22 protein-coding genes are annotated in these 26,040 nt (G+C 42.3%); all 22 read right to left on the bottom strand.

Going from position 1 to position 26,040, the window contains the following annotated elements; all coding sequences use genetic code 11:
• Positions 1-98: 98 nt before the first annotated feature.
• Entirely contained in the window at positions 99-1,100 is a 1,002-nt protein-coding gene (locus B076_RS0103065; protein ID WP_028486010.1) for a UDP-glucose 4-epimerase family protein, read from the bottom strand.
• Positions 1,097-2,239: a glycosyltransferase family 4 protein gene (locus B076_RS0103060; RefSeq protein ID WP_211230177.1), complete on the bottom strand. Its 1,143-nt coding sequence runs from the start codon at positions 2,237-2,239 to the stop codon at positions 1,097-1,099. Before B076_RS0103060 ends, B076_RS0103065 begins: the two co-directional genes overlap by 4 nt.
• The gene (gene asnB, locus B076_RS0103055) at positions 2,236-4,170 is read right to left on the bottom strand and encodes an asparagine synthase (glutamine-hydrolyzing) (RefSeq protein WP_028486008.1); all 1,935 of its coding nucleotides are present in this window, start codon (positions 4,168-4,170) and stop codon (positions 2,236-2,238) included. Before asnB ends, B076_RS0103060 begins: the two co-directional genes overlap by 4 nt.
• A complete protein-coding gene (locus B076_RS0103050) occupies positions 4,170-5,309 on the bottom strand; it encodes a glycosyltransferase family 4 protein (protein ID WP_038150375.1) in 1,140 nt (379 codons plus the stop codon). Before B076_RS0103050 ends, asnB begins: the two co-directional genes overlap by 1 nt.
• On the bottom strand, positions 5,309-6,055 hold the full coding sequence (locus B076_RS0103045; RefSeq protein WP_157753498.1) for a formyl transferase: 747 nt from the start codon (positions 6,053-6,055) through the stop codon (positions 5,309-5,311). Before B076_RS0103045 ends, B076_RS0103050 begins: the two co-directional genes overlap by 1 nt.
• A 16-nt stretch (positions 6,056-6,071) precedes the next feature.
• Positions 6,072-7,016: a polysaccharide deacetylase family protein gene (locus B076_RS11975; RefSeq protein WP_038150714.1), complete on the bottom strand. Its 945-nt coding sequence runs from the start codon at positions 7,014-7,016 to the stop codon at positions 6,072-6,074.
• Positions 7,001-7,207 (bottom strand): hypothetical protein, encoded by a 207-nt coding sequence (locus tag B076_RS13245; RefSeq protein ID WP_028486005.1) that lies wholly within the window; start codon positions 7,205-7,207, stop codon positions 7,001-7,003. The genes B076_RS11975 and B076_RS13245 overlap by 16 nt, the downstream gene beginning before the upstream one ends.
• Entirely contained in the window at positions 7,208-8,206 is a 999-nt protein-coding gene (locus B076_RS0103030; protein WP_157753497.1) for an EpsG family protein, read from the bottom strand.
• Positions 8,207-8,238: 32 nt separating this feature from the next.
• The gene (locus B076_RS0103025; protein WP_028486003.1) at positions 8,239-9,486 is read right to left on the bottom strand and encodes a glycosyltransferase family protein; all 1,248 of its coding nucleotides are present in this window, start codon (positions 9,484-9,486) and stop codon (positions 8,239-8,241) included.
• A complete protein-coding gene (locus B076_RS0103020; RefSeq protein ID WP_211230176.1) occupies positions 9,476-11,044 on the bottom strand; it encodes an oligosaccharide flippase family protein in 1,569 nt (522 codons plus the stop codon). The genes B076_RS0103025 and B076_RS0103020 overlap by 11 nt, the downstream gene beginning before the upstream one ends.
• A complete protein-coding gene (locus B076_RS0103015; protein WP_038150374.1) occupies positions 11,034-11,795 on the bottom strand; it encodes a DUF2971 domain-containing protein in 762 nt (253 codons plus the stop codon). Before B076_RS0103015 ends, B076_RS0103020 begins: the two co-directional genes overlap by 11 nt.
• A gap of 1 nt (position 11,796) precedes the next feature.
• The gene (locus B076_RS0103010) at positions 11,797-12,375 is read right to left on the bottom strand and encodes a GNAT family N-acetyltransferase (protein ID WP_028486000.1); all 579 of its coding nucleotides are present in this window, start codon (positions 12,373-12,375) and stop codon (positions 11,797-11,799) included.
• Positions 12,362-13,312 carry a hypothetical protein gene (locus tag B076_RS0103005; RefSeq protein WP_028485999.1) on the bottom strand — a complete coding sequence of 317 codons (951 nt, stop codon included), beginning with the start codon at positions 13,310-13,312 and terminating at the stop codon, positions 12,362-12,364. The genes B076_RS0103010 and B076_RS0103005 overlap by 14 nt, the downstream gene beginning before the upstream one ends.
• Positions 13,313-13,340: 28 nt before the next feature.
• Entirely contained in the window at positions 13,341-14,036 is a 696-nt protein-coding gene (locus B076_RS0103000) for a WbqC family protein (protein ID WP_028485998.1), read from the bottom strand.
• On the bottom strand, positions 14,033-15,121 hold the full coding sequence (locus tag B076_RS0102995; protein ID WP_028485997.1) for a DegT/DnrJ/EryC1/StrS family aminotransferase: 1,089 nt from the start codon (positions 15,119-15,121) through the stop codon (positions 14,033-14,035). Before B076_RS0102995 ends, B076_RS0103000 begins: the two co-directional genes overlap by 4 nt.
• Positions 15,118-15,993 (bottom strand): glucose-1-phosphate thymidylyltransferase RfbA, encoded by an 876-nt coding sequence (gene rfbA, locus B076_RS0102990; RefSeq protein ID WP_028485996.1) that lies wholly within the window; start codon positions 15,991-15,993, stop codon positions 15,118-15,120. The genes B076_RS0102995 and rfbA overlap by 4 nt, the downstream gene beginning before the upstream one ends.
• Entirely contained in the window at positions 15,990-17,174 is a 1,185-nt protein-coding gene (locus tag B076_RS0102985; RefSeq protein ID WP_038150712.1) for a dTDP-glucose 4,6-dehydratase, read from the bottom strand. The genes rfbA and B076_RS0102985 overlap by 4 nt, the downstream gene beginning before the upstream one ends.
• A gap of 4 nt (positions 17,175-17,178) precedes the next feature.
• A complete protein-coding gene (locus B076_RS0102980; protein ID WP_028485994.1) occupies positions 17,179-18,444 on the bottom strand; it encodes a nucleotide sugar dehydrogenase in 1,266 nt (421 codons plus the stop codon).
• Positions 18,445-18,478: 34 nt separating this feature from the next.
• Positions 18,479-19,531, bottom strand: coding sequence for an NAD-dependent epimerase (locus tag B076_RS0102975; protein ID WP_028485993.1), 1,053 nt, complete (start codon positions 19,529-19,531; stop codon positions 18,479-18,481).
• Between the two features lie 10 nt (positions 19,532-19,541).
• On the bottom strand, positions 19,542-21,566 hold the full coding sequence (gene glmS / locus B076_RS0102970) for a glutamine--fructose-6-phosphate transaminase (isomerizing) (RefSeq protein WP_028485992.1): 2,025 nt from the start codon (positions 21,564-21,566) through the stop codon (positions 19,542-19,544).
• A 293-nt stretch (positions 21,567-21,859) separates the two neighbouring features.
• A complete protein-coding gene (locus B076_RS11970) occupies positions 21,860-24,373 on the bottom strand; it encodes a glycogen/starch/alpha-glucan phosphorylase (RefSeq protein WP_038150373.1) in 2,514 nt (837 codons plus the stop codon).
• 1 nt (position 24,374) lies between these two features.
• Positions 24,375-25,892 carry a glycogen synthase GlgA gene (glgA, locus tag B076_RS0102960; protein ID WP_028485991.1) on the bottom strand — a complete coding sequence of 506 codons (1,518 nt, stop codon included), beginning with the start codon at positions 25,890-25,892 and terminating at the stop codon, positions 24,375-24,377.
• Positions 25,893-26,040 lie beyond the last annotated feature (148 nt).

Below are 26,040 nucleotides of genomic sequence, written 5' to 3'. Positions count from 1 at the left end.
CGCGGCACGTAGTGGAGGGATCTCCAGCCGGCGTTATTTTCAACCTTGGCTTGTTAAAGAATCCCTTCCAGACAGACGCTATGCAGCCCTAAGACTCTCTACTTTGACTTATCCAACGCCGCCATCTTAGCCAACTGCTCATCCATCGTGATAACGGGTTGCCAACCCAACAAATCACGTGCTTTAGAACTATCCACCTGCAAATTACCAAACAACCGATCTGCAACCGCACCTTTATCCAGTAATTTAGCCGCAACTTTCATTAAACCGACCGGAACTGGCAACAAGCGCGACTTAACTCCATACGCTTTAGCCACTTTTCGTAACAAATCGCTGGTGGACACATCCTCTCCATCCGAAATCAAAAACACCTCATTCGCTGCTTTAGGTGAACGCTCACGATCCGCACACAAAGCAATAAAGTCCACCAAATTATCCAGCGCCACCAAAGAGCGTAAATTATGAACCGCACCTAACGGTAAAGGAATACCCTTTTTAACCCAATTCACCATCGACGCAAAATTGCCTTTCACATTCGGCCCATAGACCAACGGCGGACGAATAATCACTACCACCATGCTGGTTTCGCGTGCAATTTGCAATAAACCCTGCTCCGCCTCATACTTAGATAATCCGTAGGGGTCAGAAGGTACATGTTCATCAGTATGTGAAAAACAATGACCAGGCCTGGTCACTTCACCATTTACCTTCACCGAACTGACAAACACAAACCGCTTAACTCCAACTTCAGCAGCCAAACGAGCCAAAGCCAAAGTCGCATCTCGATTCACCTTGCGATACTCCGCCAAAGGATCCGCCACCTCATCGCGCATAATATGCGCACGAGCCGCCGCATGCACCACCACATCACAATCTTGCAGTGTCATCCCGTGCGAATCATTACTGTCATCCTGAGGCAAAGCCGAAGGATCTCCAGCAGACGATAAGGCGCTCAAATCCCCAACAACCCTCTTAACCCCGTTCGACAACACAGCTGCTTCATTGCGAACCAAGGCCTTAACCTCAACACCATCCGCAACAAAACGCTGCAACAAAGCCGAACCGACAAACCCAGTTACACCCGTCAAAAAAATTTTCAAACTTCTGCCTCTTTGGTTAAGAGTTCATCATATATCTGTAAATGCGCATCCACGACTCTTTCAATCGCAAATTCTTTCTCAGCTAGTTCGCGACCAGCTTTTCCCATAGTTTTTCGTTTCACGGGGTTTTCAATTAAATCTTGAATCGCATCCGCTAATGCCTCCGCATCACGAACAGGCACAATTACACCTGTCACGCCAGGCTCAATGGCATCGCGACAACCCGGAACATCAGTCGTGACAACTGCACGCCCACAAGCCGCTGCCTCAACTAAAGACTTTGGCAAACCTTCTCTATAAGAGGGCAAACACACTATATTAGATTTTTGATATAAGTTAGCAATATCACTTTGGAAACCCAATACCTTAACATTAGGCAACATACGCCATGAGTCCATCTCTAATTGTGTAACAGAAGCAGGATTACCTTCATCCACGTCACCCACAACCCAGAATTCAGCCTGTATACCTCTATCATGAATCATACGAGAAGCAGCAATAAATTCTCTTATACCCTTGTCTACTAACAAACGTGCTGCAAATGTTACAACTGTTTTGCCCGCTGGCTCAGTTGTAAATGGATAAGCACTTAAATTCACACCAGAACCACGAATCAATTTGACCTTTACAGGCTGAACCACACCCCATTCAACTAATAGGTTTGCATCATCCTGGTTTTGAAAAATAACCGATTGATTTTTACGACTAAAAGCTAATCGATAGAGAGGATACAAAACCAGTCTTAAAAGCCTTGCTTTTATCCCTGATGAAATAAAAACAACCCCAAGCCCGGAAACAGCAGAAACCACGCCTGGAACTCTTGCCAACTTAGCTGCAACACCTCCGTATAAATAAGGTTTAATTGTAATCAAATGAACAAGATCGGGGTGCAACGACCTAAACAAGTGAAATAACTGCCAAATAACTCTCAATTCATTTAAAGGATTCTTACCCTTGCGTGAAAAGCTAACGTGATGAAATTTTATACCCATTTCTTGAAAAACAGGAAGAGTTTCACCAGAAGCAGCCACATGAACATCATGGCCTTTTTCTATCAAAGACTTTGCAATTGGTAAGCGATGTGATATAAAAAACTTTGGACAATTCACAACAAATAAAACGGTTGGCATAGTTGTCATTTATTTTGTTCCAACCACGCTTGAAACATCAACACATCCCATAACTGATACGGCCAATTTCGCTTACCAGTTAAATGTTCATGCCACTTCTTACGCACAAGCGCAACATTGAAAAAACCTTCTTCATGCAATCGTTTTTCATCAATCAAAGTTTCCGCCCACTCTCGTAATGGCCCGCGCAACCATTCAGCCAAAGGCACTCCAAAGCCCATTTTGGGGCGCTCTATCAAATCCTTTGGCACGTATTTATACAGCACCTCTCTCAATACCCACTTACCCACACCATCACGAATTTTGTATTCCAACGGAAGCGAAGCGGCAAACTCAATTACATTCGAGTCAAGTAAAGGCACACGCGTTTCTAACGAAACTGCCATCGCCGCACGATCTACCTTGGTTAAAATATCGTTAGGCAAATAATGCACCATATCCAGTGCCATCATCTCTTCCAAAAAAGAGGCCTGGCTAAAATCGACTTCATCAAACTGCGTTGGCAAAAGTTTTGCACCCAACACCCAATCTTGTACATTCAAGTTATGCGACATAAAGCCTTTGTGATAAAAATCGCGGCGCTTCTTACAACTTAATAAAGCACTGGCTTTTAAAAATTTATCTCCATAAGAAAAGGGTTTAGCTTTTTTACTATTCAGCGCATCTAACGGACTAAACACCCCTTTCCAAAAACTGTCTGGTAAAAGATCAACACCAGCCCCCAAACCATGCCGTATGGCGTGAGGAATCTTATTCAGTTTACCCCAGCTGTTATTGGCTAACTCATACCGACTGTAGCCACCAAACAACTCATCGCCCGCATCGCCCGACAAACTAACCGTCACTTTTTGTTTAGCAATTTGTGAAACTAAATAGGTTGGAATTTGTGACGAATCGGCAAAAGGCTCATCATAGATTTGCGGCAAGAGCGGAATCACATCCAATGCATCTTGCCCAGACACATACATATCGAAATGCTCTGTACCCAAATGCTTCGCCACCGCACGCGCGTGTTCCGCTTCGTTATAGGCTTTATTGTCAAAACCAATGGAAAAGGTTTTCACTTTCTGGCTAGACTGCGCCTGCATCAATGCGACAATTGTGCTGGAATCAACACCACCAGACAAAAACGCACCCAAAGGCACATCCGCTTCCATTTGCAAAGCAACCGCTTCTTTAAGCTTGGTTTCTAGTTGGTTTGCCGCTTCATCCGCTGAACCTGAAAAGGGTTGCCTCCAACCATTCTGCACAACATCAACCGTTGACCAGTAAACGGTTTTATTCAGTTCATTTTCACCTGGCCTGGTAGAAACAACGCAACCGGGCTCAAGTTTATAAACATTCTCATAAATAGAGTAAGGTGCAGGTATCGAACTGTAACGCAAATACAACGCCAAAGCATCGCGGTTAATAGGGTTATTAAAATCAGGCAAGGTTTTCAGGGACTTTAATTCAGAGGCAAAAACAAACACACCATTTATCCAACCATAGTAAAGCGGTTTTTCACCCATGCGGTCACGCGCTAAAGACAAGGTTTGAGTTTGTTTATCCCATAAAGCAATTGCAAACATACCTTTAGCTTTTTTAAGTGTCGCTTCTAACCCCCATTGCTCAATGGCTGAAAGTAAGGTTTCCGTATCTGAATGACCGCGCCAGGCTCTAGAGGCAATCAACTCAAGCTCAGAGCGAAGCGCATGATGATTATAAATTTCACCATTAAACACCATCACATAGCGTTCGGATGCCGATTGCATCGGCTGATGACCAGCCGGGCTCAAATCCAATATCGACAAACGTGCGTGCGCCAAACCAATGTCAATACCTTCATCAAACCATACTCCTTTATCATCCGGTCCACGATGCCTGATGACTTGTGCCATAGAAGTTAATCGGTCAATCGGCGTTGAAACTTGTCCTAAAAATCCTGCTATGCCGCACATTAGTTTGCTTGCCCTTTTAAATCTTGATTTTGTAATTCGCTGTAAAGTTCGTTATAGCGAGAAACCATTTTTTCAATGGAGTATTCATCAATAATGCGCTGGCGTAATCTTTGCCCAATTTCATACCGCTCTTGCGGCGTTTTTTCTATCATATAAATTAACTGGTTCGCCAAATCCACAGGATTATCCACCTCTGCAATAGGCACGTCTGCACCACCTAAAACGGATGCATCACCTGCATCAGTTGATACACAAGGAACTCCCGCCAACATCGCCTCACCAAGAGCATTGGGGAAGCCCTCACTACGAGAAGGCAAACAAAATATATTCATTGCACTTAAACACACCGGCACATCCGAACGCTCACCCAATAGAATAAAGTTGTCGTCATTTGCATATTGGCGAATCATTGAAACAACCGATTCATTGTTACTTTCTAAACCTCGCCCCACCATTAAGAACTTAATTTCGGGAAAGCCCTCAAGCACAAGACCTGCGGCTTGAATAAACACATCCTGCCCTTTAACTTGTGATAAACGTCCCACACAACCTATGACCAAATCATTTTCTGAAATACCAAAGGCTTGTTTCAATTCATTATCATCTGTAGATGAAGCATTAAATGCCTCAACATTAAAACCATTCGGTATCACCAACATTTTAGATGCATCATATCCAAGTTCAATATGCTTTCGTTTGGACTTTGCTGCCACAACAACAATTTTAGAAGGTACGGTATAAGACAACCAAGCGCACAGTTTGCGAATGCTAGCAGTGATATAAGACCCCTTTTTTAATTCGGTTGTACGGATACCCCAAATAATATGCTTAATCCCAGCCAATTTAGCCGCTAAACCACCCAATAAATCGGCATGATAAAGCCAAGTTTGCACAATGTCAGGCTTTACCTCTGAAAATATTTTTACTAACTGTATAAACGAATGAATTGGTCGTTTTTTAAAATCTACAACAATTACAGAAACTCCAATTGCTTCAAAACGAGATAACATATCACCTTCAGGACTAAGCACCAAAACACAGTGTGACAAATTACTGCTAGAGTTCTTAATCAAATTAAGCAGCATCATTTCAGCACCGCCAACTTTCAAACCACTTAAAACATGACAAATATTCAACATCACTTAACCCTAAACCTTATAAAATTGTAAAAATACTCCCATATGGTAGGGTGATACCAAAGATTAGAAATTAAATCATCTCTTTTAAACGTTCTCAACTGATCCGCCAAACACAACCTTATTGCCTTTTTTAATAGAGGAATTCCTTCAATATATTGTTTTACAGGGTAAATCAAAAAATTATCGCTCTTACTCACCTTTATATTTTTTTGAAAAACTATATCTCCTGTATCAATTCCTGTATCTACAACATGTATAGTGACGCCTGCATTTTTTGCATCGTTATTTACTAAAGCCCAATACCCGCCATGAACACCACGATAAGCTGGTGTTATTCCGCAATGAGTATTAATGAAAGTTGCATCACATGAATTTAATAAATCAGAACTGACAATACGTGTACCGTTCAACACTACGACATCAGGCTTAATTTGCTTGACCCATTCAATACACGCTTCAGAGTTTACAGAATCAAAGATTTGAATATCAAACTTATTAATCGGCTGATAGGAAAAACCAGACTCTCCAATTAAACTGTTGATTCGAGCCTTTGAAATAAACTTGATAATCGATGTATAGGCCATAAAGATTAATTGACCTAAAACAGTTAAAAAGCCAAGTTTAGCCAACCTTTTTTTTAGTAACCGTTTTCTTGATATTGGTTTCTCAAAAGCAACATATAAAAATTCAAACTCATTATTAAGTTCATTTAATACCATACGGGTTGTTATACTATCAGTAGCCAAGACAACAACCTTCCCTTTACTCCTCATTGGCAACATCCTTCATTGACTTTGATTGCATGCCATATTCATGTTCAAGTTTTTTATAAAACTTTAAAACTTCCTCTAAATTGTATAGGTTACTCTCAATATTTACGCCAAAATTATGGGGATGCCACCACAAATGAAAATTTTTACCTGTTTTTGCAGCGGCTAACATAGAACGCTTTATCCTCATAATTTGTAATGTATCCAATAAATATGATGCAGAAGGCCTAAAAAACAGGCTCGCAGGAACATTTATAGGATATGTTGTTGTATTGGTTACAAAATTATTAAAGCCAGTCAATGGAATATAGCTATCTAATTTCCTAATAACTTTCCCTAACCCCCCATAAGGAACAAAGTGGCCCTTTTTATATACCCAGTGCTGCGAATTTCCTCTAAAAGTTTTTAATCCAAATTCACTAGCAGCTTGAACATATTCATCTGTAACTTGATTTCTAGGGAATACAATCGACTCAGGAGTTAAATCATATTTTGAAAAAACATCTCTTTGGATCTGACAATCCACTTTAAACGCCTCAACAGAAGCCCCTTGTTCGCCACAAAAAAAATGGCTATAAGTATGACTAGCGAGTTCCTGCCCCTCTGTATCTAAAATTAAGTTAACAAGATCTGGCGCAAAAAAAAGATCGGGAGATTCTTTTATAAAACAATCTGGAACACCATAAGTAGAACATGATGATCTAGTGTAATTTGGCAGTTCTGATGGTTTATAATCTACCCACTCATTAAAATTATTACACATCAGCATACCCACCGTCGCCCAAGTTGCATTAATGTGATACTCACGAAATAATGTAAGGGTTTTAGGCAAGGAACATTTAACCCCAAGGATATTATTGGAATAATTATTAATCGTTTTAGAATCTACAACCCCCCAAAACATTTCAAAATCTAAAGAAATTATAAAATTTGACATTTATCTCCTGACACCTTTAGATTTAAAGCATGTGCTTTAAATCTCTGTTCTTCTATCTTCTGACTAATAACGCTTTTAGTTGTTAATGAAATAATAATGACATCCTTAAAACCTGAAGAAACTAATAAACGATATAAAACTTTTTCAGCTCTCCGTGTATTTAAGCTGGCTATTGTGTAAATATATTTCATTTATAGTCCTCCCCCCCAACCTAACCAGGGTTCGCTTAATTTTAATAGCCAAGCTATACCTACAAATGCCATTAATGTCGTAACAAACAGTTTTCTACGCCACGAAGTAAGATCAACACTGGCTAACAAAACAATTATCACCATACTTTCAAAAATACGAGCTGTTACTTCAATAAAAAAATATGTAGTTAAATAAAAGACAATTGCTGACATTGCAAACACATGCTTTTTGGCAAAACTGCGGCCTTGACTGTAATAAACAGCAAAAATACCGAGCCAAAATAAAAAACCTAAACCACTAACTTCCGTGGAATTAAAATCATAAATCTCAGCTTGCCTAGCACCGAGAAAGCTCACTAAAACTCCGAGACTTATAACAACCATGCACCCAAGCATAACAACCGCAATAGTTCTTAAATCAAGTGCTAACTTTAACTTCTCTAAAAACCATGTGAAGCCATATAGCAAAAGGACAAAAAAGAAACTTGCGTGTATAAATGGTGTCATAGCAAGCAAGAACCAACGCAATTGCTTATTCAATGTAAACCAAGCAAGCAAAAATATAGTTATTGCTAAACCTTGTCGTAAATGCACAACAAACTTGCCAATAACCTGAGGAAAAATTAGTAAAAAAATTAAGAATAGAAAGTATCTTGGATTAGATTTTAAAATTAAAAAAGACGTTGTAAATGCAGAAAAGAATATGATTAATCTAACTGTAGCTTCAGGTTCAAAAAACTGGTTTAGAATTATATTAATAGAAAGCCATAAAGGCTCATTCATCAATACTGGCAGGTATCCTGTTGATAAATACCTTAAAAAGACTATTTCGGAAGAACCAGCATAATTTAGATAATTCAACCTATCTTTTATTGATTCGTCCATCGGGATAATGTTGGCCAACACAAAAGCATAAGCAATTGAAATTGCAAAAACTGCAAAAAAATTGAGATACACACTTAACTTATTACAGTTGGCTGCTTGATTAAAAACTGGCAATTATAAATCCTAACTTTAAACTTAAAAGGAATTCAAAACTCATAGTCAAAAAGTTGATCCATTAATTTCTGAGGTGACAAATATCTCTCTGCAAAATCCATTGATTGCACTGAATACTCTTGTCTCACTCCGTCTTCAGCTAAGGTAACAAGTGCCTTAAAAACAGCATCACCTGTATTGGCAGATAATATTGGATTATCTTTAGGCCAAACACCAAGCTGCACAGGTAGTTCGTCGTTAGCAATTAATGGTTTGCCTAGCCACAGAGCATAAAATCCAATAGCACCAATCCAGTGTTTACCAACTTGGTCAAAACAAATATCACTTTTTTTATACAACCTTAGCAAATCAAGAAACTTCATTTCTTTATGCCAAATCACTGCTTTTTCCAAACCCAGTGTATTAATTAAGCTCTTAGCAATTCCTACATCAGGCCCTTTTTCTACAAAATGAATTTCTATATTTGGATAGTTTTTGTAAAATTTAGCAAGCCCCTCGATCATCATGTCATTGCCTTTACTGTAACCGTCATTACCTTCAGTAAAGGTCTTAAAGGTAAAGCGAACACCTGAAAAAATGACTAATTTGCCTGGGTTTTCGTTAATACCTCTTTTCTGTTCTTTTAAAGGTTCAAAAGATGCATCATACCGTTCTAAGCATTTCACGCCTTTTTTGGTTAACGAGTTTAGAACCCTGTCACCATTTGCATTAAAACCCTGCGGAAAATAAATAACTCTTTCGGCATTTAAAAAACCCTGATATTGATTATTAACAACTTTTTTTATTAGATACTTTGCCAAATTTTTAGGAAGATATTTGAAAAATGATTGTTTATAAAAGTGATTCGACAGTTTCTCACGACCTTCCAAATCGGCCCATGAATCTAAATCAGAACCATGAGATAAAGCTATTCTATTTTGACAATCGTTGAATGCTGGTATTAATGAAGTAAAGAACCCATTAAAAAAAACTGCTTGCACTTTGCTACATTTTTTAAAAATTTTCTTTTTCAAATTAGTTGCAAAAAATGCTCTAAAAATGGGTAGAAGCATTTGCGATTTTAATTGATACTCAATTATCCATTTAGGGTAAGGGTAAGCAATATCTTTAAAATGATTTTCAGGTCTACTTAATGTGTTCGAGGCGGGGGCGTCTACTATATAAAGAACTTCATAACCTAGTGTTTTTAGCTCAAGAGCATACATCATAGGCATGGCATTCATGCCTCCTAAAAAGACAATACAACCAGCTTCTTTTTTCAGTTTAATTTTATCTTCCATATAAACTCTTTAATTTAAATCTACTTTTAATTTCTTCTGAAAAAACAGTTGCTATCATTAATATGACTCCTCCAATCACAGCAAGTTCAAGCAACATTACTAATCGGTTAGTGTCAATAAATATAGTCGCTAATATCAAAGCAGTACTAACTGGCAAGACGAGAAGTTTAGCAATGTCGTTTATTAGCCACTTAAAATGCAAGCCTGGCGCATAAGCCATGTGCACAACGGCTGTCCAAATGACAAAGTAAATTAAATTAACAATTAACCATGCATAACCAGCGCCAACCATTCCATATTTCTCAGTTGCATACCAAAGTACAGGGAGCAGAATTAATATAAATAGCAAGCTTCCTATTATATGCAACTTGAGTTTACCTAGTGCATATTGCAGGTAATAAGGAAACGCTCCCACAACGATCAACCCATAACCTGCGGCATAGAGTTGCAAAATCGGCGCGGCCGTTTCAACGATTTTTTGATCACCTGTCCAAACATATAAAATCGGCTCTGCAAAAACCACAAGCATAATGCTGACGCTACCCGCGATGACGGTAATAATCTGGGTGGCATTACGATACACTTTTATTAATTCGTCACGTTTACCTTCTGCTTCTAGCTTTGCCATTCTTGGCATTATTGCACCACTAATTGGCCCACCTATCATCATAATGCCACTAGCTACTAATACCGCCAGCGTGAAATAGCCGTAGTTTTCTAGCGTTAATAAATTGGACATAATCAATTTATCGGTTTGTGTGACGACCACCCACAAGCCCGAGGTCAAGGCTATGCTTAATGCAAACGTTAAATAAGGTTTTATCGGCTTTAACGACCACACCAGTTGCGCTTTTTGTGCTGCGGTAAGCTTGGGTTTGAGTTGATTGGCTTTTAGCCATAACCCAACAAACTCTAATAACGCCACGCCCAGTTGATAACTAAAAAACACCGTTGGGGTTGCGCCCCATGACCACATGACTGGAAACACCAGTAAAAAACGCAAGGTAGCGATAAGTACATTAAACCCGCTCAACCATACCAGCTGTTCACTTCCAGTCACCACACCACGATAAAGCCCTGTCATCCAACGCAAAGCGACACTGATCGCCATCACTTGCAGCGCAAATACGACTTCTTGCAAGGTTAGCGCTTCGATATTGAGCCATTTTTCAGCAATCGTCCCAGCGGATAAAAATAAAACCCCACCGCCTAATAGAGCGATGCCGATAAAAATCAAATTCAGCGTACGATAAAGCTGGCTAAACATGACATCGCTATGCACCCCAGCGCGGTATCGAGCCGTTTCACGCCCAATAGTCGGGGTTAAGCCTAAATCCAGCAAGCCAAACATGGCTTGCAACATAGCAAAAAAACCCACCAAGCCATAGGCCTCTGCGCCCATTTCGGTAATGTAAAACGGCAATACCAAAATACCCACTAACACCACATAAGCTTGGCTGATATAAGAGGCAATAATGTTTTTCTTTAGGGATACGGGCTTCAATTTTTTCTCATTTACATCCAAAAACCGCCAGGCCTGGTGGTTTTTATAAGTCAATCAACTCAAGTTCAAATTTACCAGATTTAAAAATAGCTTGCTGAAATGCTAAATGGTCTAAACCTTGTTGACTGCACAAGTTCTGTATTCTTGCAATTTCATCTGTTGACGTTTTTGCACCAAAAACAATCGTTTTTAAAGACTCTTTTCTAAACGATTTATTACCATTTCCATTCAGGTCAATGAAACGAAACTCTTGTTCATATTCCCAATCTTTTGCTTTGGTTAATTGCTCGGTAACAAACTGGTCTTGCTTGGGCTTGCCTGTCAGCGTATAAGAAAGTAAATCGTATTCATTATCTTCTGCATAATCGACTTTTAGAGGATGACCTTTAAAGCTGCTTGTTGTTGAATCCATAAATAAATCTGGCTTAAATTCGTAAACAATCCCTTTATGGTTGTTAGCGTAATGCGACCACATCAAGATGTTGCAGGGTGATGCTGAAAAACAACACACCCCTATTTGGGTTCGGAACTGATTAAAGACCTTATTCTGCTGTTCAACAAAACTGGCATTACTAGCCCAGCGTTGCAATATTTCATCGATTGTTTGTGGATGATCTGGCTTGCTTTGCAAAAAACCATGCCAAAAATCTTCAATCTCTTGTTTATAATACACTTGACGATAATCTAGTCTTGAATCCAAGGGGTCATTAAAGGCATCAGGCTTAGAGAACCATAATCGCAGATGAGTTATCACCTCATCTTTATAAGCTGTGTTATGCGGAGTAAATCGAAATAAAGTTTGCACTTCAAGCTTTCTCTTCGAGCATTGCCATGACTTTTTGATCAAACTCTTCTTTTAGAATCCCCATGACATTTAAGTCAACGAGTTCGCCGTGTTTAAACACTGCTTTTCGTAAGACACCTTCTTGCACAAAACCACATTTATCATGCACCTTGATGGAACCCATATTATCTTTCAACTGATAAGAGTAAATTCGCTTTAGGTTCATTTCGTAAAAACCGTAATTCAGCATCAGCATAGTCAGCTCTGTGCCTATCCCTTTACCCCAAAAGGATTTTTCACCAATCAATAAACTGAACATTGCATTTTGATTAAAGGTATCAACATTATCAAAATAGGCGTTTCCTATATGTTGATGTGTATCTTTAAAACAGACCGCCAGTTTGACACTGTTGCCGGGTGAAAAAATGGCATCATTGACCCATTTTTTTTCGTAATCGGGCGAAACAAAATACTTCCGCCCAACAAGTGTTTCGGTCACTTCATCGTCAATACGCCAAGCATGGGTAGTTTTAGCGTCATCAACGGTAAATGCCCGCAAATAAATTCGATAACTCGATTTCAATTCACTAAATGGCTTCATTTTGCACAACCTTTTTTATCTTATTTAACCCGTTAAATTTGATGCGCTGATCAATCGGTAGGTAAACGACATTTTCAATCATATGCTTTTCTTGTTCATTCACTCGCTCTATCGCATCCATCCAATATTTTGCAATGTAGATTTTATTTTCAATTAAGCGACTTCTTAACTTTAAATCGTCCGTTAAATAAGGATAGACCATTGGCACAAAGTCAGTTAAGCAAATGCCTTTAAACTGATTTTTTTCACCAAGAAATGCTTCTAACGCCCAAAAATTGCGTTGCCGAGTTAGGGCGATTTTATTATAGTCGAGTGATTTTAGAATCCCTTGCGTGAGTTTAGACATCCATTTAATCGGCTGGTTAATGAGTGCGTTTTCTGATGTTTGATAGTGGTTATAAAACTCACTAGCTGTGTTTTCATAGCGCCCTAGCAGTTGGGTAAAACGACTGGCGGAATGGTCTTGCTCCAAGTCTTGTTCAAGTAACCTATCGGTATAGAGATAACCGCCATCAGCGACCCCAAAAAACTTTCTTGGGCTGTAAAAGGTATCGACACCTTGAATTGGCATTTCAAAAAACGCTTGAGTGTTATCAACAATCAAAGCCTCACCATATTGCGAATGCAGATTTCTAACGTATTCTGATTTCAGCGCAAAGTAATTGATATAAAGTAGTTTTTCGTTCGGTTTGAGTTGTGGTAAATCAAGCAATTCAAATTGTTCATTAATGTGATAAAACGCATAGTCGATATTTTCAGCTTGCAGCGACTCAATCAAACTATCGCAACAATAAGCCGGAATGTAAACTTTAGGAGGCTGCTTTGCTTTTAAAATGTATTTAAAACAATTTCGGGCACTATTTAAGGCAAGCGCATTTTTATGATAAGGCTCGCCTTGATTCAGCTCTAATTCAAAATAACCGCCTAACTCTTTCATTCCACAATCACTTTTAAATTATTTCTCATTAGATTGGTGAGACTTCATAGTTATTTAACATTTCAATAACTTGGTCTTTACTGCAATTCATTAACACATCAATTATTGAAAGATAAGGTACAAATTCATCAGACTTTAATTGTTGATATTGCGTTTGCATATTTTCAATAAACCCGAGTTTAATACCATGTTCAGTAAAGTATTGAGGTTCATACAATTCACGACCACCAGGTGAATTGATATATTCTTTACAACCGAAGTGCTTACACAATTCAATAAGCCTATCAGCCCTATCTAATTCTCTATTGTAATCGAGTTCACTTGCATTAAAGAGTTGCTTTTCAACGCCTAAGTACTTAAAAACCGACTCTATGCTCAGTCGATTTACGTGATTAATTGACCGGTTCTGCTGGTTAAACACACATTCAATAATTGGATATACATCTTTAAAGAATGGTGCTTTTGAATAGGACTGTTTAATGGATTTTAATACTTTTCTATCCTGACCATAAAGTAAGTCCTGTATCAAAATATTTGAGGATAATTTTGGTACAGGGAGGGTAAATCGCTGTTGTTTGCCATTTACTAAAATTGAATTACGATTTATATAACTCTGTTTAATAAATGTAACATCATCATAAAAAATAAACACATCTGCCGACTGTACCAGTTGGTAATAACCTATATACGGGAATAAATAGGGCTGCATTACTGAACAGATCATAACCCACCCTTTAAAATATCTATGACTTTTTGTTGCTGCTCAACTAACAAGCTAGGATAAATAGGCAAACATAAAATCCGACTGGCAATATCTCTTGAGTTTAAGCAGGCCTGGTTATTTTTTAGGTAATCTAATGTATCTAAGCTTGGGTAGAAGTAGCGTCTTGCGAGAATGTTGTTTTCTTTCAACTTGGCTTCGACTTGAAGCAGTTGTGCTTCGCTTTCAAATAAAACGGGCGCATAGGCATGGTTGTTTTGGCTTTTTGGATTCCATTGTTGGAATTGCACCAAGCCTGATAATTGTTGTTGATAGGTCTGCCATATTCGTTGGCGTTCGCTTTTGATGGTCTCGATTTCATCGAGCACGCATAAACCCATTGCCGCTTCAAATTCGTTCATTTTGGCATTTGTGCCGACCGATTCAATGGTGGTGGGACCGGTAATACCAAAGTTAATCAGTAGTCGGACTTTTCTGGCGATGTCATCGTCATTGGTAATGACCGCCCCGCCTTCGATGGTGTGAAAGAGTTTGGTGGCGTGAAAACTAATGGTGCTGATGTCACCGTAGTTGAGCACGCTTTGGGTATGGCCGTTTTGGTCGGTATAGTCTGTGCCAAAGGCGTGGGCGGCATCGTAAATGACTTTTAGGTTGTGTTTATCGGCAATGGCTTGGATTACTTCAACCTGACAAGGATTGCCAAACACATGTACCGGTACAATTGCGCTGGCGTCTTTGGTAATCAATGGCTCAATATTGTTTGGATCAAGGTTAAATGTGTTAGGGTCAATATCAGCAAATACTGGCGTCAAGCCCTCCCAAGCCAGCGTGCTGGTGGTGGCGGCAAAGCTAAAGGGCGTGGTAATGACTTCACCTTTTAAATCGAGTGCCTTGTAAGCTAATTGCAGGGCTAGTGACCCGTTGGCCACACAGATCAAATGCTTTACGCCTAAATATTCAGCCAACCGCTGTTCAAGCTCTCTTAACAAAGAACCGTTATTGGTTAACCAGGCAGATTCGTAAATACGATCCACATAAGTTTTGTATTTTTTTTTATTTGGTAAATAAGACTTAGTGACGGGTATCACTTTAGTTCGCCTTTGAGCAAATCACTTAAATACTCCCCATAACTGTTTTTGGAAAGTGCCTTGGCTGTTTGCATAACTTGTTCATCGCTTAACCATCCATTGCGCCATGCAATCTCCTCTAAACAGGCGATTTTGTAGCCTTGGCGTTTTTCTATGGTTTCAACAAACATGGCCGCTTCTAACAAGCTTTCGTGGGTACCGGTATCTAGCCAGGCAAAACCACGCCCCAACAACTCAACATTCAAATCACCACGTTCCATGTACATTTGATTGATGGTGGTGATTTCTAGCTCACCACGGTGAGAAGGCTTAACATTTTTTGCCATTTCGACGACATCATTATCATAAAAGTACAGTCCAGTCACAGCGAAGTTGGATTTTGGTTCTTCTGGTTTTTCTTCAATGCTGATTGCTTTTTGGTTTTCATCAAAAGCCACTACACCAAAACGTTCTGGGTCTTTTACTTGATACCCAAAAACAGTCGCACCTGTTTGACGGTGTGCCGCACGTTTGAGAATTGGAGTGAACCCCTGGCCCCAAAATATGTTGTCACCCAAAACAAGGCATACGCTGTCATTGCCAATAAACTCTTCGCCAATGGTAAAAGCTTGGGCTAATCCATCCGGACTTGGCTGCACGGCATAAGTTAGGTTAATACCAAATTCTGAACCATCGCCAAGCATACGGATGAATCCAGCTTGATCTTCAGGTGTAGTGATAATCAGGATGTCTTGAATCCCCGCCAACATGAGTACCGAGATGGGATAGTAGATCATCGGTTTATCGTAAATAGGCAGGAGCTGTTTGGATACACCTTTAGTAATGGGGTAGAGTCGTGTGCCGCTGCCTCCAGCTAGGATGATGCCTTTCATTGTTTACTTCCTAATCTTTGTCTTTGATAACTGCCGTCTTGCACATGTTGGCACCAGGCTTGGTTGTCTAAATACCATTGCACGGTTTTACGGATGCCGGATTCAAAGGTCTCTTGTGGTGTCCAGCCGAGTTCGCGTTGGATTTTGCTGGCATCAATGGCATAGCGCATATCATGGCCAGGGCGATCACTTACATAAGTAACCAATTCTTGATAAGAATTAATTGGCTTAGCACCGTTTGAAGATCCCTCGACTTCGCTCGGGATGACGTTTTGAGGTGGAACCAGTTCATCCAAAATATCGCAAATGGTTTTGACCACTTCAATATTTTGTTTTTCGTTGTGGCCACCGATATTGTAGGTTTCGCCTACTTTGCCTTGTGTGGCTACGAGAACCAGTGCCCTGGCATGGTCTTCGACATAAAGCCAATCTCGGATTTGATTGCCTTTGCCATAAACCGGCAGGGGCTTGCCTTCAAGAGCATTCAAAATCATTAACGGAACGAGTTTCTCCGGAAAATGATATGGGCCGTAGTTGTTTGAGCAGTTGGTGACTAGGGTTGGCAGGCCGTAAGTTCGTTGCCACGCTCTTACTAAATGATCACTGCCTGCCTTGGAGGCACTGTAAGGTGAGCTAGGGGCATAGGCCGTTTTTTCTGTAAAAAGCGGTAGGTTTTTGCCGGCTAGAGATCCCTCCGCTTCGGTCGGGATGACAGCCGGGTTAGCGCTCAGGATGTCATCTTCCGGGTGCGGTAGGTCACCATATACTTCGTCGGTAGAAATGTGATGAAAGCGGAAGCTTGCCTTTTTGTCGCCTTCGAGTTGAATCCAATAGGTTCGTGCTTGTTCCAACAAAGTGTAGGTTCCGACGATATTGGTTTGGATAAATTCACCTGGGCCGTCAATAGAACGGTCTACGTGTGATTCTGCCGCCAGATGCATTACCACATCAGGCTGATATTCTGCAAATACACGCTTTAATTCTACGCCATTACAAATATCGACTTGCTCAAAAGCATACCGTGGATTATCGCTAACACTGTTAAGCGACTCTAAATTCCCCGCGTAGGTAAGTTTATCGACATTAACAACCGAATGGTCTGTATCATCGATTAAATGCCTTATAACGGCAGAACCAATAAAGCCTGCGCCACCGGTGACTAAAACTTTTTTACTTGCCATTAAATTAAAGCCTTGCATCTGCACTTTCTAAAAACCCTTTAACGTCATAAATCACCTGGTGATCATTCTTTGTTAAAGAGATATTTTCAAACTCTTTGTGAGATACGGCTAAAACAATGGCCTGGTAATCTTTATAATTTGGCTGAACAGTTTTGGCCAAGAGATCAACACCATACTCTTCCTTAACTTCATCTGCCTCAGCCCAAGGGTCGTAAATGTCAACTTGTGTACCAAAATCTTTTAATTCATTAATGACATCAATTACTTTTGAGTTACGGATATCTGGACAATCTTCTTTGAAAGTAATCCCTAACACTAAGACTTTAGCCCCTTCAATCTTCTGACCTTTTTTAATCATCAACTTAATAACTTGGTTAGCCACATAAACACCCATATTGTCGTTCAGGCGACGACCAGCCAAGATAATCTCTGGGTTATACCCAATTTCTTGTGCTTTGTGGGTCAGGTAATATGGATCAACCCCGATACAGTGTCCACCGACTAGGCCTGGTTTGAATGGTAGAAAGTTCCACTTGGTGCCCGCCGCTTCCAAAACTGCACTGGTGTCAATGCCCATCTTATTGAAGATAACCGCCAGCTCATTTACAAAGGCAATATTCAAATCACGCTGAGAGTTTTCAATGACTTTAGCCGCCTCAGCAACCTTCATGGTTGGTGCTAGATGCGTGCCTGCTGTAATGACTTCTTTATAAAGTGCGTCTACTTTCAAACCAATTTCGGGTGTAGAGCCTGATGTGACTTTTTTGATTTTAGTAACCGTGTGCACCTTGTCGCCAGGATTGATTCGTTCTGGTGAATAACCACAATAAAAATCTTTATTGAATGTTAATCCAGAGAATTCTTCTAATACTGGTACACAATCTTCTTCAGTCGCGCCTGGGTAAACTGTTGATTCGTAAATGACGATATCGTCTTTTTTAAGCACTTTACCAACCGACTCAGAAGCTTTGATTAAAGGCGTTAAATCTGGTCGTTTGTTTTTATCAATCGGGGTTGGAACGGTTACAACATAAACATTGCAGTCTTTGATTTCGTCAAGACTTGCAGTAGATTTAAAGCCGCACTCTTTATTAACTTTTGCCAAATAATCGTCTTCCACCTCTAAAGTTCGATCGTGCCCTTGGTTTAACTCATCGACTCGCCACTGTGCAATATCAAAACCAATAGTCGAATATTTTTTCGCAAATTCAACGGCAAGTGGTAAACCTACATAACCTAGACCAATAACTGCAATTTTATAGTCAGACATTCTGTTTCCTTAATTCAATCTTAAATAACTTTTACTAAACTTTAAAAAAATCTCTGTACCAGGCAACAAAGTTATCAATACCCTGTTGAACTGGCGTACTTGGTTTGTAACCCAAATTCTCAACTAAATCATCAACATTAGCATAAGTTGCTGGCACATCACCGGCTTGAAGAGGGAGCATTTGCTTTTCAATCGTTTTACCTAAGGCCTTTTCAATCGCTTCTATAAAATCCATAAGTTTTACTGGATTATTATTACCAATGTTATATATCTTATACGGCGCTGAAGAGGTCGAAGGGTCTGGATTATTGCCTGACCATTCCGTGTTAGGCTGTGCAGGATTATCAATCACACGAGTGATGCCTTCTACAATGTCATCCACATAAGTGAAGTCCCTAAGCATTTCACCATTATTGAAAACTTTAATGGGCTTACCTTTAAGCGCTGCCTTGGTGAATAAAAACAACGCCATATCTGGGCGACCCCAAGGGCCATATACAGTAAAAAACCGAAGACCTGTTGTAGAAATCCCATATAAATGAGAATAGGTATGCGCCATCAACTCATTTGATTTTTTAGAAGCTGCATACAAACTCATTGGATGGTCAACATTATTTGATGTCGAAAAAGGATAGGATTCATTTAACCCATAAACCGAGGAGCTGGATGCGTACGACAAGTTATTTACACCATAGTGACGACAAGCTTCCAATATATTAATAAAACCGACAATATTGGCATCAATATACGCCATTGGGTTTTCAATTGAATAGCGCACACCAGCTTGTGCCGCTAGATTACATACTGCGTCAAACTTTTCAGCTTCAAATAGTTTATAGAGATTTTCTTTATCTTCTAACTGAAGCTGAATAAAACGATAGTTTGGGTTTTTAGACGATTTAACTAACTTATTATATTCAATTTGAGATTGATCAATCCCTGCAAACTCAAGGCGACCATATTTAACATTTTGATCGTAGTAATCATTAATCGCATCTAAACCTACAACCTCATCACCACGTGCGATAAGTTTATTGGCAAGATGGAATCCTATGAACCCTGCTGTTCCTGTTATTAATATCTTCATTATTCTCTACTTATTCTACCGTTACTGATTTCGCTAAATTTCTAGGCTGATCCACATCTGTACCTTTAATCAAAGCAACATGATAACTCAGTAGCTGCAATGGAACGTTGAAGGTAATCGGTGCGGTGATACGCCCTACGTTAGTCGTAGCCTTAATGACCCTAAACCCTGGTTCAGAACTGATATTGGATTGCTCATCCTCAAACACAATCATCTGGCCGCCGCGGGCTTTGACTTCTTGCAGGTTGGATTTGAGCTTTTCGAGCAGGTCGTCATGCGGCGCGATGGTCACCACCGGGATGTGCTCATCAATCAAGGCCAAAGGCCCGTGTTTGAGTTCACCTGCGGGATAGGCTTCGGCGTGAATGTAACTGATTTCTTTGAGTTTCAACGCACCTTCCATGGCAATGGGGTACATAGTGCCGCGCCCTAGAAACAACGCACTTTCCCTTTCAGCAAAACACTGGGCGATTTCAATGATCTTCTCTTCATGCTGCAAAGCCTTTCTGATCAGGCCTGGTAGTTTTTGCAGGCCGTGCACGATTTTCTGCTCTTGTTCTTCTGACATCAGACTCATTGATTTACCAACCGCCGTGAGCAACAAAGATAGGGCTACCAACTGGGTGGTAAACGCCTTGGTGGAGGCCACGCCGATTTCCGGTCCGGCATGGGTCAGGAACGTTAAATCGCTTTCACGGGTCAGACTGGATTCCGGGACGTTGCAGATTGTGAGGGTTGGGATGTTTTTGACTTTCTTAAGCAGCTTGATCTGTTGCAAAGCGGCCAAGGTATCGGCCGTTTCGCCGGACTGGCTGATGGTGACAAACAGGGTATTGTCTTGAATGACGGGATTGCGGTAGCGGTATTCGCTGGCGACTTCGACCTGACACGGTACACCAACGATGTCTTCGAACCAGTATTTGGCCACCAAGCCGGAGTGATAACTGGTGCCGCAGGCGATGATTTGGATTTGTTGAATGGTTTTGAAAATGGCCTCGGCTTCATAGCCGAATGCAGACACTAAAACATGATCTTGTGTGATGCGCCCTTCCAAGGTATCAATCACCGCCTGCGGTTGCTCGAAAATCTCTTTGTGCATGTAGTGGCGGTGCTCACCCAACTCGACTGCATGAGCCGTGAGGTTGGAAATTTTGACGGGACGCTCCACTTGCTCACCATTGACATCATAAATCGTCACCACTTCACGGGTGATTTTGGCGACATCCCCTTCTTCCAGAAAAATGAAGCTTTGCGTCACCGGTAAAAGCGCGGAGACATCGGAGGCGATGAAATGTTCGCCGATTCCGACTCCGATGACCAAAGGGCTTCCTTTACGTGCCGCAATCAGGGTATCTGGATCATCGGTGGCGACGACACCCAATGCATAAGCGCCTTCAAAGTGTTTTAGGGCATTGGTTACGGCCTGTAATAGTAGGTCACTGTCATCCTGAGCTTGCCGAAGGATCTTTTGCTGTTGTGTATTGTCGGTTGGAGATCCCTCGGCTTCGCTCGGGATGACAGTTGGGGTAACGTTAGGGCTGACAGAGGTAGTATTGCTCAGGGTGATATTATTGATGACATTAACCAATTCACGATGCACGCAATGCGCCACCACTTCGGTATCGGTTTCCGAGGTAAAGCGGTAACCCTGTTCCAGCTGTTGGGTTTTGAGCTGTTGGTAGTTTTCTATGATGCCGTTATGCACCACGGCAACCCGATTATTGCAGATGTGAGGATGGGCATTGTTTTCGGCAGGCACACCGTGCGTGGCCCAACGAGTGTGGGCAATACCTATCTTGCCTTGAAAGTTTTGATCATCACGTCGCCTAGCCACTAAATTGCTGGCATCTATTGTCTTGATCTTTTGCTCGAGGTTTTTGATTTTACCCAGCGAACGGATGCGCTGAATCTGCTCTTCTGTATCCAAAATGGCGATACCGGAGGAGTCGTAACCGCGATACTCCAGCCTTTTGAGTCCTTCCAATAGAATGGGAACAATGTTTCTCTCAGCGACTCCGCCTACAATTCCGCACATACACTTTCTTCCAAAAACCGTCTAAAACATATAAGTGGAAAATTATACCATGTCATAAGTGTGTTTTTTGGCGGATATTAAAATAATACGCATTTATTCAGAGTGAAAAGTAGCGGCATGCTGAGCACTCCAAGGGCACTTGCTGGTGGTTAGAGATCCCTCGACTTCGCTCGGGATGACAATATTCGTGTCTTTCTGAGCCTCACGAAGCATCTTCCAATAGTGTGCACGGCGGCTGGAGACCCTTCGACAAGCTCAGGGTGACATAGAATAAAACTCTGGATGTCTGACCCTTATACTCTCATACAAGAATCCAACTGTTCTTCTGTCAAGGGCGTTAAATGCCAGATATCCTCATTGTATTCCTGCATGGTGCGGTCGGTGGAGAAGATGCCGCTACGAGCGGAGTTGATGATGCTTTTCTTCACCCAGTTTTGACGATTCTGATAGGCCTGTGCGGCCTCATCCTGAACGGTCACGTAACTCTGGAAATCGGCCAAGGTCATCCACGGATCGCTCGGGCTTTTTATCGACTGGATAATCTCATTGAAGATTCCCGGTTCAAACTGATTGAAGTGCCCGGATTCCAACAAGCCCATGACCGCCTGCAAATCGTAATTCTGATCAATGTAGCTTTGCGGGTGGTACTCGCCGCGCAAGGCTTCCACATCCGGCGTATGCAAACCGAACAGGAAGAAGTTTTCGTCGCCGACCGCTTCGTGAATCTCCACATTGGCTCCGTCCAGCGTGCCGATAGTGAGGGCCCCGTTCATCATGAACTTCATGTTCCCGGTTCCCGACGCTTCCTTACCGGCGGTGGAGATCTGTTCCGACAGATCGGTTCCCGGGCAGATCACCTCCATAGCGGAGACACGGTAATTGGGGAAAAACACCACCTTCAACTTGTCCCCCACATCCGGATCGGCGTTAACCACCGCCGCGACGTTATTGATGAGTTTGATGATCTGTTTTGCCATGGCGTAACCCGGCGCGGCCTTGCCGCCAAAAATCACGCTGCGATTGGTCCAGTTCTCGGCATCGCCGCGTTTGATGCGCGAATACAGATGAATCACATGCAATACATTCAACAACTGGCGTTTGTACTCATGGATGCGCTTGACCTGAACATCAAACATCGACTCGACATTCAACTCGACCCCGGTCTCCTTTTTGACCATATCCGCCAAACGCTGTTTATTGGTCTGCTTAACCTCATACCAGGCCTTCTGGAATTCGGAATCCTCGGCCAGAGGTTCGATCTTCTTGAGTTCGGTCAGCTGGGTGATCCAGCCTTCGCCAATGTGCTCTTTCAGAAGGCTACGCAAGCCCGGATTGCATCCTGCCAACCAGCGACGCTGGGTGACGCCGTTGGTTTTGTTGTTGAATTTTTCCGGCCACAACTGGTAAAAATCGTTGAACAAACCGTCTTTTAACAGTTGCGAATGCAAAGCGGCCACGCCGTTGACGGAGTGACTGCCGATAATCGCCAAATACGCCATACTGACATTATTGTGCTCATCGATGATCGACATACGACGCTGACGATCGGTATCGCCCGGCCACTTCATCGCCACTTCAATCAGAAAACGACGATTGATTTCGTAAATGATTTCCAACGGGCGTGGCAACAGTCTTGAAAACAGACTCACCGGCCACTTTTCAAGCGCCTCGGGCAACAAGGTATGGTTGGTGTAGGCCATGGTTTTAGAGGTGATCGTCCAAGCCTCCTCCCAACCAAGTTTTTCCTTATCCACCAACAGACGCATCAATTCGGCCACCGCTAAACTCGGATGAGTATCGTTTAACTGAAAGGCATTGTATTCGGCAAAATCGTCGAAATTGCCGTAACGTTTTTTCCACTGGTGAACCACATCCTGCAAACTGGCGGAGACCAAAAAATACTGCTGTTTCAAGCGCAGTTCTTTGCCGTTCTCACTGCTGTCGTTCGGGTAGAGCACCATGGTGATATTCTCGGCAGATGCTTTGCTGGCAACGGCTTCATCGTATGAACCGGCGTTGAATTCGGAAAGATTGAACCCTTCCTGAGCCATCGCCGACCACAAGCGCAAGGTGTTGACGGTGCTGTTTTTAAAACCGGGAATCGGCACGTCAAACGGCACCGCCAGCACCACTTCGGCATGCTCCCAGTGCGCCGTTCTTTCTCCGGTCACCGGGTCGATGTACTGGCGCGATTCGCCGCCGAATTTGACCACCTGGGTGTATTCGGCACGTTGAATTTCCCACGGGTAAGGCCCCATGCCCAGCCAGTGATCGGGTTCCTCAACCTGATACCCGTTTTTGATGATTTGGCGGAACATGCCGTACTCGTAACGCAAGCCGTAACCCATCACCGGCAGCTGCAAGGTGGCGCAGCTGTCCATGAAGCAGGCCGCCAAACGCCCCAAACCACCATTGCCTAAACCGGCATCGCGTTCGGTCTCTTCAATCTCTTCCAGACTCAAGCCCAGATCATACATGGCCTGTTCGGTTTCATTTTCGATTCCTAGGTTCAACAGGTTATTGGTCAGGGAACGCCCGATCAGAAACTCCATCGACAGATAGTAGGCTTTTTTCAGTTTCTTGGCGTTGTAGGCTTCCCAGGTGCATTTCCAGTGGGTCATCAGACGGTCGCGTGTGGCATAGGAGAGCGCCTTGAACAGGTAATAGTCTTCCGAGCTGATGTTGCGTCCCAGGGTGTGGCACAGGTACTTCAGGAAATCGGTCTCAATGTCCTCTTTCTCCATGCCCACATGTTGCAACATGTCGGCGATCAGCTCCATGCGTTTGGCTTCAATTGAACTTGGCATCTCATTTTTCCTCTGAATACAGTTTCACATAATGCTTTGCGCTGGCCTTCCAGCCAAAATTCTGTTGCATGCCGTTTTTCTGCAACTGTTGCCAGCTGCGCTTTTTGCCAAACAGGTGCAAAGCGTGTAATAAGGTCGATTTCAAGGCATAACGACTGGGATCGTAAAACACGAATCCAGTAGCGGTGCCCTGCTTTAAATGTTCATCCGTGGCATTGACAACGGTGTCTGCCAGTCCGCCGGTATGGTGGACAATCGGAGGCGTGCCATACGCCAAGCTATACATTTGATTGAGCCCACAAGGTTCGAAACGCGACGGCATCAAAAACAGATCCGCTCCCGCTTCCACTTGATGAGCCAGCCTTTCGGAATAACCGATATAGGTCCAGATGCGATCGGCATACTGTTGGGCATAACGGGAAAGCTCGGCTTCATAAGCCTTATTTCCACTTCCGACAAACACGAAATTGGCCTGGGTCTGTTCGAGCATATCCGGCAATACTTGCAACACCAGATCGATGCCTTTCTGCTCCACCAGACGCCCCACCAGACCAATCAACGGTGCTTCCAGCCAATTTTCCATCTGGCTGGTCATTGCGCTTTCATCCAACCCTTTAAGGGTCGACAATTCGTTTAACAAAAAGGCCTTATTGCGTTTTTTATTGGCCACCCGACCTTTTTCCAGCGAGTAATTCTTGTGGATCAATTCATCTTTTGCCGGGTTCCAGACTTCTTCGTCAATGCCATTGAGAATCCCGATCAGTCGGCCTTCTTCAAAACGTTTCTGTAACACCCCTTCGAAACCGTAGGCAAACTCCGGAAAACAAATCTCCTTGGCATAGGTCGGGCTCACCGTGGTCACCCAATCGGATTTGAGCAGGCCTGCCTTAAGCATGGAGAAATGCCCCCAGAACTCGACGCCTTCCATACCCCACAGGGAAGGGGGAAGTTTCAACTGCGCAAACAACGACTGCGGAAAGTTGCCCGGATAGGCCATGTTATGCACCGTAAATACGGTTTTGGGACGTTTCTTTTCCATACTCAACAGGGCAGACACCAAGCCGGTCTGCCAATCATTGACATGCACCACATCGGCCACCCACTTCAAACCGACTCGGTCCATCGCCAGCTCGGTCACCACCTTGGAAAACACTCCAAAACGTTCGCCATTGTCCCACCAATCGGTGCCATCCTCGGCCAGATAAGGGTTACCTGAGCGATCGAACAATTCTGGAATATCCACCAGCCAAACCGGCACATCGATACCTTCCACCCCACCGGCCTTGACCTGCAAAATGGTCGCCACAAACTCCCGGCCGCATCCGCCCACCTCAAACTCAGCGACCTTACGCACGCTCTTGGCCGGTACTTTTTGCAACACATCCCGATAAGCTGGCAACACCAGACGCACCTTATGCTTCAATGCCGCCAACGCATCCGGCAAACTCCCTGAAACATCCGCCAATCCACCGGTTTTAATCAATGGATGCGCTTCCGAAGTGGCAAACAATATTTTCATGAACACTCTCGTTTTAAGGTTTAATTGTGTTTTTTATAACAATTGTAAAATCAAATAATGTGAAAGATTTGTTTAAATTCTTAACCGTTTTTTTCATGCTGAGTCCTCACCAACTGTCATGCTGAGCCCCCCTCTTGTCATGCTGAGC

Origin of the sequence: Thiomicrorhabdus chilensis DSM 12352 (assembly GCF_000483485.1) — a bacterium.
Taxonomy (GTDB): Bacteria; Pseudomonadota; Gammaproteobacteria; order Thiomicrospirales; family Thiomicrospiraceae; genus Thiomicrorhabdus; species Thiomicrorhabdus chilensis.
This window is presented reverse-complemented; position numbering and strand designations above follow the sequence as displayed.

Excerpts from the sequence above, each read along its gene's own strand:
- B076_RS11970 (WP_038150373.1), bottom strand. The coding sequence starts at position 24,373 with ATGCCAAGTTCAATTGAAGCCAAACGCATGGAGCTGATCGCCGACATG.
- B076_RS0103025 (WP_028486003.1), bottom strand. The coding sequence starts at position 9,486 with ATGGAAGATAAAATTAAACTGAAAAAAGAAGCTGGTTGTATTGTCTTT.
- glmS (WP_028485992.1), bottom strand. The coding sequence starts at position 21,566 with ATGTGCGGAATTGTAGGCGGAGTCGCTGAGAGAAACATTGTTCCCATT.
- rfbA (WP_028485996.1), bottom strand. The coding sequence starts at position 15,993 with ATGAAAGGCATCATCCTAGCTGGAGGCAGCGGCACACGACTCTACCCC.
- asnB (WP_028486008.1), bottom strand. The coding sequence starts at position 4,170 with ATGTGCGGCATAGCAGGATTTTTAGGACAAGTTTCAACGCCGATTGAC.
- B076_RS0102980 (WP_028485994.1), bottom strand. The coding sequence starts at position 18,444 with ATGTCTGACTATAAAATTGCAGTTATTGGTCTAGGTTATGTAGGTTTA.
- B076_RS0103005 (WP_028485999.1), bottom strand. The coding sequence starts at position 13,312 with ATGAAAGAGTTAGGCGGTTATTTTGAATTAGAGCTGAATCAAGGCGAG.
- B076_RS0102975 (WP_028485993.1), bottom strand. The coding sequence starts at position 19,531 with ATGAAGATATTAATAACAGGAACAGCAGGGTTCATAGGATTCCATCTT.
- glgA (WP_028485991.1), bottom strand. The coding sequence starts at position 25,892 with ATGAAAATATTGTTTGCCACTTCGGAAGCGCATCCATTGATTAAAACC.
- B076_RS0103000 (WP_028485998.1), bottom strand. The coding sequence starts at position 14,036 with ATGATCTGTTCAGTAATGCAGCCCTATTTATTCCCGTATATAGGTTAT.
- B076_RS11975 (WP_038150714.1), bottom strand. The coding sequence starts at position 7,016 with ATGTCAAATTTTATAATTTCTTTAGATTTTGAAATGTTTTGGGGGGTT.
- B076_RS0103010 (WP_028486000.1), bottom strand. The coding sequence starts at position 12,375 with ATGAAGCCATTTAGTGAATTGAAATCGAGTTATCGAATTTATTTGCGG.
- B076_RS0103060 (WP_211230177.1), bottom strand. The coding sequence starts at position 2,239 with ATGACAACTATGCCAACCGTTTTATTTGTTGTGAATTGTCCAAAGTTT.
- B076_RS0103050 (WP_038150375.1), bottom strand. The coding sequence starts at position 5,309 with ATGTTGAATATTTGTCATGTTTTAAGTGGTTTGAAAGTTGGCGGTGCT.
- B076_RS0102985 (WP_038150712.1), bottom strand. The coding sequence starts at position 17,174 with ATGGCAAGTAAAAAAGTTTTAGTCACCGGTGGCGCAGGCTTTATTGGT.
- B076_RS13245 (WP_028486005.1), bottom strand. The coding sequence starts at position 7,207 with ATGAAATATATTTACACAATAGCCAGCTTAAATACACGGAGAGCTGAA.